Raw genomic sequence first — 13,428 nt, 5'->3', positions numbered from 1 at the left:
GGCCGGGCCCTGGGCGGAAGGTCGCGGGGTCCGGCCGACCGCCCCGTGGGTGGCCTGGTCGGCGGGGGTTCCGGGGCGGGCCGGCGCCGTCGGATCGGTGACTCTCACCGGTGATGTTTCTCACTCCGGGGTTTCCGATGGTCGCCCGGGGTCACCGTCCGTGTGGCACCCGACCGCCGTCCGGGGCCCAACTCCCCCTGGTGACACGCGAGTTGGTCCGACCGGCCAGGTCGGACGGGGTGCCGGTGAATGCGGTGGGTGTTTACGGAACGTGCTGCTCCGGCGACTAGGGTCTGCGCCGGTCCACCCATGTTCCCTCGGGTGGCCGGAAGAGGGAGATCCACGCACCATGCACCGCACCACACTGGCGACGACGGCCGCCGCCACCCTGCTCGCCGCCACGCTCAGCGGATGTCAGGACAGCGCGTCAGAGGCCGCCGACGGGGACACGATCGTGGTGGGCACCACCGACCGGTTCGTCGTCACCAAGCGGGAGCCGGCCGCTTTCGACCCGGCGCTCTCCTACGACGCCGGTGCCTGGAACATGATGCGCAACACCTTCCAGACCCTGGTCAGCCCGCCCCGCTCCGGGACCGAGCTGAAACCGGACGCCGCCCGCAGCTGCGGCTTCACCGACCGGCGCAGCGCCCGGTACCGCTGCCTCCTGCGGTCCGGCCTGACCTTCTCCAACGGCCACCGACTGACCTCCCGGGACGTCCGGTTCTCGGTGGAGCGAGTGCGGGCCATCGACCATCCGGCCGGCCCGGCCTCCCTGTTGGGGAACATCGACCGAGTGGAGACCCCGAACGACCGGGAGGTGGTGTTCCACCTGAAGAAGCCGGACGCCACCTTCGGGCAGAAGCTGGCCACCCCCGTGGCCGCCATCGTGGACGAACAGACCTATCCCGCGCGGGACTTCCACCGCGGCTACCGGATGACCGGCTCCGGCCCCTACGTGCTGGACTCCTTCGACCAGCGCGAGGGCCTGGCGGTCTTCACCCGCAACCCCCGCTACAAGGGCCGGCTGAAGGTCCGCAACGAGCGGGTCGAGGTGCGGATGTTCGACACCGCCGAGCGGATGGAGAAGGCCCTGCGCGCGGGACGTATCGACCTGATGAACCGCTCCCTGACGCCCCGGCAGATCAAGCGGCTGAACCGGGGCGACAACGACGACGTCAAGATGACGGAGACCACCGGACAGGAGATCCGCTACCTGGTCTTCGACACCGAGGGCGAGAAGACCGGCAAAGCGGCCGTACGGCGGGCGATCGCCCAGGTGGTCGACCGTCACCGGCTGGTCCGCGACGTCTACTCCCGCACCGTGGAACCGCTGTACTCCATCGTTCCCTCGGGCGTGCTGGGGCACCGCAACTCCTTCTTCAACGAGTACGGGGAGAACCCCACCGTCGCGGACGCCCGCAAGACCCTGCGCCGGGCCGGCATCACCGAGCCGGTCAAGCTGACCCTGCACTACACCACCGACCACTACGGGTCCGCCACCGAGGGCGAGTTCGCCTCGCTGCGCGAGCAGTTGGACTCCAGCGGACTGTTCAAGGTCACCCTGCGCGGAGCCGCCTGGAAGGAGTTCCGGCCGGCCGCCGCGGAGGGGGAGTACGAGGTCTACGGCTTCGGCTGGTACCCGGACTTCCCCGACGCCGACAACTACATCGCCCCCTTCTTCGACAAGGGCAACGTCCTCAGCTCCGCGTACCACAGCAAGGAGATCCGCGACCGGCTGATCCCCCGGACCCGGGGCCAGGCCGAACGGGTCAACGCCGAGGAGGACTTCGGCCGCGCCCAGGACATCGTGGCCAAGGACGTGCCGCTGCTGCCGCTGTGGCAGGGCAAGCAGTACGTCGCCGCCCGCAACGGGCTGCTGGGTGTGGAGTGGGCGATGAACTCCTCCTCGACGCTCCAGGTGTGGGAGCTGGCCAAGAACGAGTGACCGCCCCCGTCGGCGGCCGAGTCGGCCAAGGTGGCCGAGGCGCACCGCCACCCGGGCCCGGGGCCGCACCGCCCCGGGCCGGCACGGACCAGGCGGGTGCCCGTCGCCCGGACGCCCCTCAGCGCAGTCCGGGGCGGACCAGCCCGCTCTCGTAGGCGTAGACGGCGGCCTGCACCCGGTCCCGGAGTCCCAGCTTGGTGAGCACGTGGCCCACGTGGGTCTTCACCGTGGTCTCGCTGACGAACAGCTCCGCCGCGATCTCGGAGTTGGACAGCCCCCGGGCCACCAGCTTCAGCACCTCCACCTCGCGCTCGGTCAGCGAGTGCAGGGTGTCCGGCACCGGCTCCTGCTGCCCGGAGGGCAGCTGGCCGGCGTACTTGTCCAGCAGCCGGCGGGTCACGCTGGGCGCCAACATCGCCTCGCCCTCGGACACCACCCGGATCGCCTGCACCAGTTCCTGGGCCGGCGCGTCCTTCAGCAGGAAGCCGCTCGCCCCGGCCTTGAGCGCCTCCACCACGTACTCGTCCAGGTCGAAGGTGGTCAGCACCAGCACCCGCACCGGGCCGTCCCGCTCCGGGCCGGTGATCTTCCGGGTGGCCTCCACCCCGTCCATGCGGGGCATACGGATGTCCATCAGCACCACGTCCGGCTGGAGGGCCCGCACCTGGTCCAGCGCCTGGAGCCCGTCCCCGGCCTCACCGACCACCGCGAGGTCGGGCTCCGCCTCCAGGATCATCCGAAACCCCGTACGCAACAGCGGCTGGTCGTCGACGAGCAGTACGCGGATGGCCACGGAGAACTCCTTCGTTCGGCCACGGGACAGGGCCCCGTACGGAAGCCGCCTCAGCCGGCGGAGCTGGGCCAGACCATTCTGGCCCACCCGCTCACCGGGCGTCCTCCGCCCCCGCCGTGTCCCGGACCGCCGCCTCGCCGGCCGGCCCGGGAACCGCCGGGGCGGGGTCGGGCTCCGGCAGCCGGGGCTGGATCACCAGGGGGTAGGGCGGGGGAGTGCCCCCGAACTCCGGGCAGTGCGCCTGGTGGTCGCACCATCCGCACAGCCGCCCCCGCTTCGGCTTCCACTCGCCGGTCTCGGTGGCCTTGGTGATGGCCTCCCACAGGGCGAGCAACTTCCGTTCCACGGCCCGCAGATCGCCCTCGTCGGGGTCGTAGGTCAGCACCTCGCCACTGCCCAGGTACACCAGCTGGAGCCGTCGGGGCACCTCCCCGCGCAGCCGCCACAGCACCAGGGCGTAGAACTTCATCTGGAACAGGGCCTCGGCCGAGAACTCCGGCCTGGGCGCCTTGCCCGTCTTGTAGTCGACGATGCGCACGTCGCCGGTGCCCGGCGCCACGTCCACCCGGTCGATGATCCCCCGCAGCCGCAGCCCGGACTCCAGCTGCACCTGCACCGACAGTTCCCGCTCGGCGGGCTCCAGCCGCGTGGGGTCCTCCAGCGAGAACCACCGCTCCACCAGCCGCTCCACCTCGGACAGCCAGCGGGCCAACTCCGCCTCGTCCAGCGGCCCCTCGCCCTCCGCCGAGGCCGCCTCGCCGTCCCCCGGGGCCTCCCCCTCGGCTCCCTCGGCGCGGAACAACCCCGCCAGCTCCGGCCGCCGGGTCAGCAGCCGCTCCCACTCCCGGGGCACCAGGGCCTTCGCCCGCCCCGCGCTACGCTCGGCCGCCGGATGGTCGAACAGCCGCTCCAGCACCGCGTGCACCACCGTCCCCCGGGTGGCCGCGGCGGAGGGCTTCTCCGGCAGCCGGTCGATGACCCGGAACCGGTACAGCAGCGGGCACCGCATGAAGTCGCTGGCCCGGGAGGGGGACAGGGAGTTCGGTTTGGCGGGCTTGGCGGAGGTGGCGGCGCTCGTCATGGGTACGACCCTACGAGCCGGTTCGGACAGTCCGGCACCTACCATCGACGAGAACCCCCCTGACACCTCATGATCGGTACTCCCCGGTCCGACCAGGGGCAGCAGCGAGAAGGGAAACCGTGGCAGACGCGGACAAGGACGAGCGGCCCGAGGGCGGGGACGAGCGGGGGGAGCCGACCCCCACCCCGCGGACCGACCACCAGGGCGTGCCCACCCCCGGTGACCCGGACGACGGACGTCGGCGCACCCGACTCGGCGGGGGCATCCTCATGGGCCGGCCCTTCGGCGTCCCGGTCTACGTGGCGCCCAGCTGGTTCCTGGTGGCCGCCCTGATCACCTGGGTGTTCGGCGGCCAACTCGACCGTGTGCTGCCCGACCTGGGGGCCGCCCGGTACGCCATCGCCCTGTTCTTCGCCGTGGCCTTCTACGCCTCGGTGCTGGTCCACGAGCTGGCCCACACCGTGGCCGCGCTCCGCTTCCAACTCCCCGTACGCCGCATCCAGTTGCAGTTCTTCGGCGGCGTCTCGGAGATCGAGAAGGAGTCGCCCACCCCGGGGCGGGAGTTCGTGCTCGCCGCCGTCGGCCCGTTGCTGTCCCTGGTGCTGGCCGGCGTGTTCTACCTGGCGATGCTGGTGGTCACCCCGGGCACCGTCCCCGGGGTGCTGCTGGCCGGCCTGATGATCTCCAACCTGATCGTCGCGGTCTTCAACCTGCTGCCCGGACTGCCCCTGGACGGGGGGCGGATGCTGCGCGCGGTGATCTGGAAGATCACCGGACGCCCCATGGCCGGTACGGTCGCCGCCGCCTGGACCGGCCGGGGACTGGCCCTGGCGGTACTGGTCGGGCTGCCGCTGGCCACCCACGCCGGCGGGCTGTCCCAGGACAGCCTCAGCGGAATGGACTCGCTCACCGACGCGCTGCTGGCCGCGATCATGGCGGCCATCATCTGGACCGGCGCCGGCAACAGCCTGCGGATGGCCCGACTGCGCGAGCGCCTCCCCGAACTTCACGCCCGCGCCCTCACCCGCCGTGCGGTGCCGGTGTCCGCCGACACCCCCCTGTCCGAGGCGCTGCGCCGCGCCAACGAGGCCGGCGCCCGGGCCCTGGTGGTGGTCGACGGGGAAGGCGCCCCGCTGTCCCTGGTACGCGAGACGGCCATCGTCTCCGTACCCGAACACCGCCGCCCCTGGGTGGCCGTGAGCACCCTCGCCCACGACCTGCGCGAGGGCATGAGGGTGCCGGCCGAACTGGCCGGCGAGGAACTCCTCAACCACCTGCGGGCCACCCCGGCCACCGAGTACCTGGTGGTGGAGCCCACCGGCGAGATCTACGGCGTGCTGTCCACCGGCGACGTGGAACGGGCCTTCGTCGCCGCCATGGCCAAACCCGACTGAGCCGGGAGCCGTTGGCCGGCCCGGACCTCGATTACGGCCACGGCACGCGCTCGACTAGGGTGGCCCCCATGTCCGAACCGACCGGTGCCGCCCGCCGTCGCGGGCCCTTCCAGGTCGGGGACCAGGTTCAGCTCACCGACCCCAAGGGCCGCCACTACACGATCACCCTCGAAGAGGGAAAGAGCTTCCACACCCACAAGGGAGCCTTCCCCCACGACGAGTTGATCGGCAAGCCCGAGGGAAGTGTCGTCCGCACCACGGGAAACGTCGCGTACCTCGCGCTGCGCCCCCTGCTCCCCGACTACGTCCTGTCCATGCCCCGCGGTGCCGCCGTGGTCTACCCCAAGGACGCGGGGCAGATCCTGGCGATGGCCGACATCTTCCCCGGCGCCCGGGTGGTCGAGGCGGGAGTGGGCTCCGGCTCGCTCAGCAGCTTCCTGCTCCGTGCCGTCGGAGACGGGGGGATGCTGCACTCCTACGAGCGGCGCGCGGACTTCGCGCAGATCGCCCAGCAGAACGTGGAACGGTACTTCGGCGGACCGCACCCCGCCTGGCAGCTGACCGTGGGCGACCTCCAGGACAACCTGGCCGACGCCGACGTCGACCGGGTCATCCTGGACATGCTCGCCCCCTGGGAGTGCCTGGAGGCCGTCTCCAAGGCGCTGGTCCCCGGCGGCATCCTGTGCGCCTACGTGGCGACCACCACCCAGCTGGCCCGCACCGTGGAGTCCATCCGCGAACACGGCACCTTCAACGAGCCCTCGGCCTGGGAGACCATGGTCCGCAACTGGCACATCGAGGGCCTGGCCGTACGCCCCGACCACCGCATGATCGGGCACACCGGCTTCCTGCTGACCGCGCGCCGGCTGGCCGACGGAGTCGAGCCCCCGCTGCGCCGGCGCCGCCCCGCGAAGGGCGCCTACGGCGAGGACTACACCGGACCGGGAAGCACCAGCGGCTCCAGCGGTCGGTGATCCGGCCGGGCCCCGACAGGGGCCCGGCCCCCCTCCAAGCCGAGGCTCAACCAGCCGGTATCCAGGGGCTGTTGGGCCCGCTCGCCGGCCCTCGGGCCGGTACCGCCCCGGGCGTTCCGCCCTGATGTGACCTGTGGCACGATGCGGGGCACCGCTGATCGCCTCAGTACTCACAGGAGTTCACCGCGTGCACCCCTCGGCCGGCCCGTCCCTCCCGCACACCCGCTCCCGCCCGGCGCACTGGGCGGGGACGCTGCTGGCGGTCGCCGCCGTCCTCGGGCTGGCCGCGTCCCTTCAACCCTCCGACGCCAAGGCCCGCCAGTCCGGCGCCGGCAAGGGCCCGACCGCGTCGAGCCCGGGCCCCGACCCCCGCACCGCGCACTACCCGTTGGACTGCGGCCGGGGCGAGGGAGTCAGCGGGCGGTCGGTGCAGGTGGTCGACAGGGGAGAGGCCGACTTCGACCGGGACGGCCGGGCCGAGACGGTCGCGGTGGTCCGCTGCGCCACCGGTGGCGGCAACCCCCCGCAGGGGATCTACGTCCTCGCCCGCCCCGGCCAGCCGCAACAGCACCCCCGGATCGTGGAGACCCTGTTGAAGCCCACCGAGGGCATGAACACCAAGGGGTTCGCGGTGCGGGGCGACAAGGTGTCCGTCACCCTCCTCGGCTACTCCTCGCCCTCGGTGCCCCGCTGCTGCCCCGACCAGGAACGGCGGGTCAGCTGGAAGTGGCGGAACGAGCGCCTGGTGCTGGTGCCGGCACCGGTGGCCGGCAGCGTCTGAGGCGGCGGGCCACACCGGACCCCCACTCGTACGGGGGCACACACGACAGGGCGCCGACCCACCGGGGGAGACGGCGCCCGTGGATCAGGCCGGTCAGGGTGCGTCGGGCCCGTAGACCTCGGTCTTGTCGGCCACCCTGCGCACGTGGATGCAGTCGCCGGGGCACTCCTTGGCGGAGTCCGCCACGTCCCTCAGCAGGGGGAGCGGCACCCTGGTGGTGGCACCCGGGTCCTGGAGCAGCTCGTCGTCGGCGCTCTTGACGTAGGCGAGGCCGTCGATGTCGAGCTCGAAGACCTCGGGGGCGTACTGGGCGCAGATCCCGTCACCGGTGCACAGGTCCTGGTCGATCCAGACCTCCAGCTCCTTGTCCGGCTCGGTGCCGGTGTCCTGGTCGGCGCTCTTGGCGTTCTGCTCGCTCATCGTCGTCCACTCACTGTCACTGCCTTCCCCCTTCCCGCCACGGTGACGCCTCGCGGGGCGGCGGTTCGGGTTCCGGTGCCGGAATGCGTCAACAGCCATGCGCGTTGACGCCTTTGACGATACAACCGGCGGCTTCCCCACGGTGGTGGGTGGGTATTCACCAGAGGTGACGGTGCACACAGGGTAAAGATCGGACACAGATCCACTGTCTTGTGATCTAGGGGTTTCAACCCGCACCGGCACAGGTAGGGTCTGAAAGCGTCCAGCTCCCCCTGGAGGAGGTGAGGACCGTGGCAGCCCACGACGACGACATCAACCGCGGCGCCCAGGCCGGTCGGGACTCCGACCCGTCCGATCAGGTCGCCCATCTTGAGCAGGAGATCGCCGTCCTGCGCCGCAAGCTCGCTGACTCTCCTCGGCATTCTCGCGTGCTCGAAGAGCGAATCGTTGAGCTTCAGACCAATCTCGCCGGAGTCTCGGCCCAGAACGAACGGCTCGCCAACACGCTCCGTGAGGCACGCGACCAGATCGTGGCCCTCAAGGAGGAGGTGGACCGGCTCGCTCAGCCGCCCTCTGGTTTCGGTGCCTTTCTGCAGAGTAACGAAGACGGCACCGCCGATATCTTCACCGGTGGCCGGAAACTCCGGGTCAACGTCAGCCCCAATCTCGAACTGGAGAAGCTTGAGCGTGGCCAGGAGGTCATGCTCAACGAGGCCCTCAACATCGTCGACGCGATGGAGTTCGAGCGCGCCGGCGACATCGTGACCCTGAAGGAGGTTCTGGACGACGGGGAACGCGCGCTGGTCATCGGTCACACCGACGAGGAGCGCGTGGTCCGGCTGGCCGAACCGCTGATGAGGGCCACCCTCAGAGCGGGGGACGCCCTGTTGCTGGAACCCCGCTCGGGCTACGTCTACGAGGTGGTCCCCAAGAGCGAGGTCGAGGAACTGGTCCTCGAAGAGGTCCCCGACATCGACTACACCAAGATCGGTGGACTGGGCGGCCAGATCGAGATGATCCGGGACGCCGTCGAGCTTCCCTACCTTCACCCGGACCTGTTCAAGGAACACGAGCTGCGCCCGCCCAAGGGCGTACTCCTCTACGGACCCCCCGGTTGCGGCAAGACGCTGATCGCCAAGGCGGTGGCCAACTCCCTGGCCAAGAAGGTCGCCGAGGTGACCGGACGCCCCCAGGGCAAGAGCTACTTCCTCAACATCAAGGGTCCCGAGCTGCTCAACAAGTACGTCGGTGAGACCGAGCGGCACATCCGCCTGGTTTTCCAGCGGGCCAGGGAGAAGGCCAGCGAGGGCACGCCGGTGATCGTGTTCTTCGACGAGATGGACTCGTTGTTCCGCACCCGTGGCTCGGGCGTCAGCTCGGACGTGGAGAACACCATCGTCCCCCAGCTGCTGTCCGAGATCGACGGTGTGGAGGGCCTGGAGAACGTCATCGTCATCGGCGCCTCCAACCGTGAGGACATGATCGACCCGGCGATCCTCCGTCCGGGGCGACTCGACGTGAAGATCAAGATCGAGCGTCCCGACGCGGAGGCGGCGAAGGACATCTTCTCCAAGTACCTCACCGCGAAGCTGCCGGTTCACGTCGACGACCTGCGCGAGCACCGGAACGACCCGGAGGCCGCCGTCGCCGGCATGATCCAGTCGGTGGTCGAGCAGATGTACGCGGAGACCGAGGAGAACCGCTTCCTGGAGGTCACCTACGCCAACGGTGACAAGGAGGTCCTGTACTTCAAGGACTTCAACTCCGGCGCCATGATCCAGAACATCGTGGACCGGGCCAAGAAGATGGCGATCAAGGACTTCCTGGACCACGACCAGAAGGGGCTGCGGGTCTCCCACCTGCTGGCCGCCTGTGTGGACGAGTTCAAGGAGAACGAGGACCTTCCCAACACCACCAACCCCGACGACTGGGCGCGCATCTCCGGTAAGAAGGGCGAGCGGATCGTCTTCATCCGTACCCTGGTCACTGGCAAGCAGGGTGCTGACACCGGGCGCTCCATCGACACGGTGGCGAACACCGGGCAGTACCTGTAGTGAACGACGCGACCGGCTGCGGGTGCCCCGGGCGGGCACCCGCAGCCGGGTCGTTTCCGGCACCGGAGGAACGGCGGTGAGCTCCCGTTTGGAGGCGCGGCCGTCTAGGCTCCGAAGCAGCGCCGCCACGCGGCTCGGGCCGGAGGCGGAGCGGAACTGGGGCGGTGCCCCCGTCGGGGCGGCACCGTCGGGCTAGGAGGGCCGCATGACCGTTCGGCGAGTAATGGGCATCGAGACGGAGTACGGGATCTCCGTCCCAGGGCATCCCCATGCCAATGCCATGCTCACCTCATCCCAGGTGGTCAACGCCTACGCGGCGGCCATGCACCGTGCCCGACGGGCCCGCTGGGACTTCGAGGAGGAGAACCCCCTGCGGGACGCCCGGGGCTTCGACCTGGCCCGTGATTCCGCCGACGCCAGCCAGCTGACGGACGAGGACATCGGGCTGGCCAACGTGATCCTCACCAACGGCGCCCGGCTCTACGTGGACCACGCGCACCCCGAGTACAGCGCCCCGGAGGTCACCAACCCGCTGGACGCGGTGCTGTGGGACAAGGCCGGGGAGCGGATCATGCGGGAGGCCGCCGAGCGGGCGGCCGAGGTGCCCGGTGCCCACCCCATCCACCTGTACAAGAACAACACCGACAACAAGGGCGCCTCCTACGGCACCCACGAGAACTACCTGATGAAGCGGGAGACGCCGTTCTCCGACATCGTGCGGCACCTGACCCCGTTCTTCGTCTCCCGGCAGGTGGTCTGCGGGGCCGGACGGGTCGGCCTGGGTCAGGACGGCGGCGAGCACGGGTTCCAGCTCAGCCAGCGCGCGGACTACTTCGAGGTCGAGGTCGGCCTGGAGACCACGCTGAAACGGCCGATCATCAACACCCGGGACGAACCGCACGCGGACGCCGACAAGTACCGCCGACTCCACGTGATCATCGGGGATGCCAACCTCTCCGAGATCTCCACCTACCTCAAGCTGGGCACCACGGCCCTGGTGCTGTCCATGATCGAGGACGGCTTCATCGCCGTGGATCTGGCCGTCGACCAGCCGGTGCGCACCCTGCACGAGGTCTCCCACGACCCGGGCCTGCGCCAGCTGATCACCCTGCGCAGCGGCCGTACGCTCACCGGGGTCCAGTTGCAGATGGAGTACTGCGAGCTGGCCCGCAAGTACGTCGAGGAGCGCTGGGGCGGTGACGTCGACGAGCAGACCGCCGACGTGCTCAGCCGCTGGGAGGACGTGCTCAGCCGCCTGGAGCGGGACCCGATGAGCCTCTCCGGCGAGCTGGACTGGGTCGCCAAGCGGGAGCTGATGGAGGGGTACCGCCGCCGGGACAACCTGGAGTGGGACGCCCCCCGGCTCCACCTGGTGGACCTCCAGTACGCGGACGTACGCGACGACAAGGGCCTGTACAACCGGCTGGTGGCACGCGGGAAGATGACCCGCCTGCTGGAGGAGTCGGACGTGCTCGATGCGCGCACCAGGCCGCCGGAGGACACCCGGGCGTACTTCCGGGGCCGCTGCCTGGAGAAGTACGCGGAGGAGGTCGCCGCGGCCTCCTGGGACTCGGTGATCTTCGACCTGCCGGACCGCGACAGCCTGCAACGGGTCCCGACCATGGAGCCGCTGCGGGGGACCAGCCAGCACGTGAAGGCGATTCTGGACCGCTGCCGTACGGCCGAGGAACTGGTGAAACTGCTTTCCGGCGGCTGAGGTTGGGCCGGGAGTATCCGGTGAGTTGACCAAGAACGCGGCTGAACCCCCGGTAGCGGGGAATCATGGAGATGCGTGCCGCGGCGGGCGTAGACGGGGGGCCGATGTCGGCCCCTCCTTGTAAGGTCTGATCTTGTACGTCGAACCGAGCGGGGTGAGGGAAATGGCGACCAAGGACACCGGCGGTGGACAGCAGAAGTCGACACGCTCCACCGAGGAGGTCGAGGAGCAGGCGCAGGACGCCGAAGTCTCCGAGGATCTCAAGGAGCGACAGGAGGCCCTGTCGGACGACGTGGACTCCGTTCTGGACGAGATCGACGACGTTCTGGAGGAGAACGCCGAGGACTTCGTCCGGTCCTTTGTCCAAAAGGGCGGACAGTAAGGGCTCTTGGTCCGCTCCGCACCCCGGAATCCGGGGTGCGGAGCGGGTGAGCGGCACGGCTGTGGGTAGGGTCCGTGCAGAGTTTCAACGATCTTGTCTTCACGTTCTGGTGGAAGGAAACGTGTGGAAGCAAACACTCGTGACACAGGGCGTCTGCCGGCTGCTTTCCTGACGCCTGGTTCTTCTTCGTTCATGGACTTCCTCTCCGGTCACGCCCCCTCTCTCCTGCCGGGAAACCGCCAACTGCCGCCGGTGGAAGGGGCGATCCAGGTGCCGCACGGCACCACCATCGTCGCGGCCACCTATCCGGGCGGTGTGGTGCTGGCCGGTGACCGCAGGGCGACCATGGGCAACGTCATCGCCCAGCGCGACATCGAGAAGGTCTTCCCCGCCGACGAGCACTCCGCCGTGGGCATTGCGGGCACCGCGGGCTTGGCGGTGGAGATGGTCAAGCTCTTCCAGCTGGAGCTGGAGCACTTCGAGAAGGTCGAGGGCTCCCAGCTGTCCCTGGAGGGCAAGGGGAACCGCCTGTCGACGATGATCCGCGGCAACCTCGGCATGGCCCTCCAGGGGCTGGCGGTGATCCCGCTGTTCGCCGGTTACGACCTGGAGCGGGAGAAGGGCCGCATCTTCTCCTACGACGTCACCGGTGGCCGCAGCGAGGAGTTCGGCTTCGCGGCCGTCGGCTCCGGTTCGGTCTTCGCCCGGGGCTCGCTGAAGAAGCTGCACCGTGACGACCTCACCCAGCAGCAGGCGGCGACCGCCGTGGTCCAGGCGCTCTACGACGCCGCCGACGACGACTCCGCGACCGGTGGCCCCGACCTGGCGCGGCGGATCTACCCCATCGTCTCGGTCATCGACGAGGAGGGCTTCCGCAAGCTCACCGAGGCGGAGGTCTCCGAGATCGCGCGCAACGTCCACGAGGGCCGTCTCCAGTTGCCCAACGGGCCACAGGCACCTCTCGTCTAGACCCCAGGGCTTTTTGAGAAAAGGAAGGGAGACGGTAGCCGGTGTCGACGCCGTTCTATGTCTCGCCCCAGCAGGCGATGGCCGACCGCGCGGAGTACGCCCGCAAGGGCATCGCGCGGGGCCGTAGCGTCGTTGTCCTGCAGTACACCGAGGGCATCCTGTTCGTCGCGGAGAACCCCTCCAGGGCGCTCCACAAGGTGAGCGAGATCTACGACCGCATCGCCTTCGCCGCGGTCGGTAAGTACAACGAGTTCGAGAACCTCCGTATCGGCGGGGTGCGCTACGCCGACCTGCGGGGTTACACCTACGACCGTGAGGACGTCACCGCTCGCGGCCTCGCCAACGTGTACGCCCAGACCCTGGGCACCATCTTCTCCAGTGCCGCCGAGAAGCCGTACGAGGTGGAGCTGATCGTCGCGGAGGTGGGCGCCGCCCCCGAGGACGACCAGATCTACCGGCTTCCCCACGACGGTTCCATCGTGGACGAGCACGGCTCGGTCGCGGTCGGTGGCAACTCCGACCAGATCGGCAACTACCTGGAGGAGCACCACCGGGACGACATGACCCTCGGTGAGGCGCTGCGGCTCGCCGTGGACTCCCTCACCCGGGACAGCAACGGCAGTGAACGCAGCCTGGACGCCGAACAGCTGGAGGTCGCGATCCTGGATCGCACCCGCCCCCAACAGCGCAAGTTCAAGCGGGTGTTGGGCCGTCAGCTGAGCCGACTGCTGGAGGAGGGCGCCTCCGCCCGGAGTCAGGACTCCGACCAGGAGGGCTCCGGCTCGAACAGCGACTCGGACAGCTCCGACTCGGAGGACTGACCGCTCGCCACGCTCCTCGGGGGTGGGTCCGGTCCCGTACGGGACCGGACCCACCCCCCCGAAGATAGCGACACCCGGGCGGACGCCGGGCCGGGGA

12 protein-coding genes are annotated in these 13,428 nt (G+C 69.9%); 9 read left to right on the top strand and 3 right to left on the bottom strand.

Annotated features, from left to right (window positions below):
• The first annotated feature begins 349 nt into the window (after positions 1 to 349).
• Entirely contained in the window at positions 350 to 1,945 is a 1,596-nt protein-coding gene (locus ABZT14_RS23055; protein ID WP_356305805.1) for an ABC transporter substrate-binding protein, read from the top strand.
• 118 nt (positions 1,946 to 2,063) lie between these two features.
• Here the strand turns inward: ABZT14_RS23055 and ABZT14_RS23050 are convergent, their stop codons facing one another.
• Together ABZT14_RS23050 and ABZT14_RS23045 are read right to left on the bottom strand one after the other, a co-directional pair.
• Entirely contained in the window at positions 2,064 to 2,738 is a 675-nt protein-coding gene (locus ABZT14_RS23050) for a response regulator transcription factor (protein ID WP_356305803.1), read from the bottom strand.
• Between the two features lie 91 nt (positions 2,739 to 2,829).
• Complete coding sequence (locus tag ABZT14_RS23045; protein WP_356305801.1) at positions 2,830 to 3,819, bottom strand: PD-(D/E)XK nuclease family protein; 990 nt, start codon at positions 3,817 to 3,819, stop codon at positions 2,830 to 2,832.
• A gap of 206 nt (positions 3,820 to 4,025) precedes the next feature.
• Here ABZT14_RS23045 and ABZT14_RS23040 point away from each other — a divergent pair, with 206 nt between their 5' ends.
• The 3 genes from ABZT14_RS23040 (at position 4,026) to ABZT14_RS23030 (ending at position 6,968) form a co-directional block, all read left to right on the top strand.
• Entirely contained in the window at positions 4,026 to 5,213 is a 1,188-nt protein-coding gene (locus tag ABZT14_RS23040; protein WP_356305997.1) for a site-2 protease family protein, read from the top strand.
• A gap of 68 nt (positions 5,214 to 5,281) precedes the next feature.
• The gene (locus ABZT14_RS23035) at positions 5,282 to 6,187 is read left to right on the top strand and encodes a tRNA (adenine-N1)-methyltransferase (RefSeq protein ID WP_356305799.1); all 906 of its coding nucleotides are present in this window, start codon (positions 5,282 to 5,284) and stop codon (positions 6,185 to 6,187) included.
• Between the two features lie 187 nt (positions 6,188 to 6,374).
• Entirely contained in the window at positions 6,375 to 6,968 is a 594-nt protein-coding gene (locus tag ABZT14_RS23030; RefSeq protein ID WP_356305797.1) for a hypothetical protein, read from the top strand.
• A gap of 93 nt (positions 6,969 to 7,061) precedes the next feature.
• On the opposite strand, the gene ABZT14_RS23025 is transcribed toward ABZT14_RS23030, so the two are convergent.
• Positions 7,062 to 7,388, bottom strand: coding sequence for a ferredoxin (locus ABZT14_RS23025; RefSeq protein WP_356305795.1), 327 nt, complete (start codon positions 7,386 to 7,388; stop codon positions 7,062 to 7,064).
• A gap of 290 nt (positions 7,389 to 7,678) precedes the next feature.
• On the opposite strand from ABZT14_RS23025, the gene arc reads away from it, so the two are divergent.
• The 5 genes from arc (at position 7,679) to prcA (ending at position 13,331) form a co-directional block, all read left to right on the top strand.
• Positions 7,679 to 9,442 carry a proteasome ATPase gene (arc, locus tag ABZT14_RS23020; protein ID WP_356305793.1) on the top strand — a complete coding sequence of 588 codons (1,764 nt, stop codon included), beginning with the start codon at positions 7,679 to 7,681 and terminating at the stop codon, positions 9,440 to 9,442.
• 205 nt (positions 9,443 to 9,647) lie between these two features.
• Positions 9,648 to 11,159, top strand: a complete 1,512-nt coding sequence (gene dop / locus ABZT14_RS23015) for a depupylase/deamidase Dop (RefSeq protein ID WP_356305791.1) — start codon at positions 9,648 to 9,650, stop codon at positions 11,157 to 11,159.
• A 163-nt stretch (positions 11,160 to 11,322) separates the two neighbouring features.
• Entirely contained in the window at positions 11,323 to 11,541 is a 219-nt protein-coding gene (locus ABZT14_RS23010) for a ubiquitin-like protein Pup (RefSeq protein WP_356305789.1), read from the top strand.
• A gap of 123 nt (positions 11,542 to 11,664) precedes the next feature.
• Entirely contained in the window at positions 11,665 to 12,510 is an 846-nt protein-coding gene (prcB, locus tag ABZT14_RS23005; protein WP_356305787.1) for a proteasome subunit beta, read from the top strand.
• Between the two features lie 41 nt (positions 12,511 to 12,551).
• On the top strand, positions 12,552 to 13,331 hold the full coding sequence (prcA, locus tag ABZT14_RS23000; RefSeq protein WP_356305785.1) for a proteasome subunit alpha: 780 nt from the start codon (positions 12,552 to 12,554) through the stop codon (positions 13,329 to 13,331).
• Positions 13,332 to 13,428: the final 97 nt, after the last annotated feature.

The sequence above is a fragment of the Streptomyces sp. NPDC005438 genome (assembly GCF_040606315.1).
In the GTDB taxonomy this organism is placed as follows: Bacteria; Actinomycetota; Actinomycetes; order Streptomycetales; family Streptomycetaceae; genus Streptomyces.
Note: the sequence above shows the minus strand (reverse complement) of the source record. Positions and strands in the feature narration are given on the sequence as shown.

Bases quoted from the DNA above. Each gene is read 5' to 3' on its own strand.
- ABZT14_RS23010 (WP_356305789.1), top strand. From the start codon at position 11,323: ATGGCGACCAAGGACACCGGCGGTGGACAGCAGAAGTCGACACGCTCC.
- ABZT14_RS23045 (WP_356305801.1), bottom strand. From the start codon at position 3,819: ATGACGAGCGCCGCCACCTCCGCCAAGCCCGCCAAACCGAACTCCCTG.
- ABZT14_RS23025 (WP_356305795.1), bottom strand. From the start codon at position 7,388: ATGAGCGAGCAGAACGCCAAGAGCGCCGACCAGGACACCGGCACCGAG.
- dop (WP_356305791.1), top strand. From the start codon at position 9,648: ATGACCGTTCGGCGAGTAATGGGCATCGAGACGGAGTACGGGATCTCC.
- ABZT14_RS23035 (WP_356305799.1), top strand. From the start codon at position 5,282: ATGTCCGAACCGACCGGTGCCGCCCGCCGTCGCGGGCCCTTCCAGGTC.
- ABZT14_RS23055 (WP_356305805.1), top strand. From the start codon at position 350: ATGCACCGCACCACACTGGCGACGACGGCCGCCGCCACCCTGCTCGCC.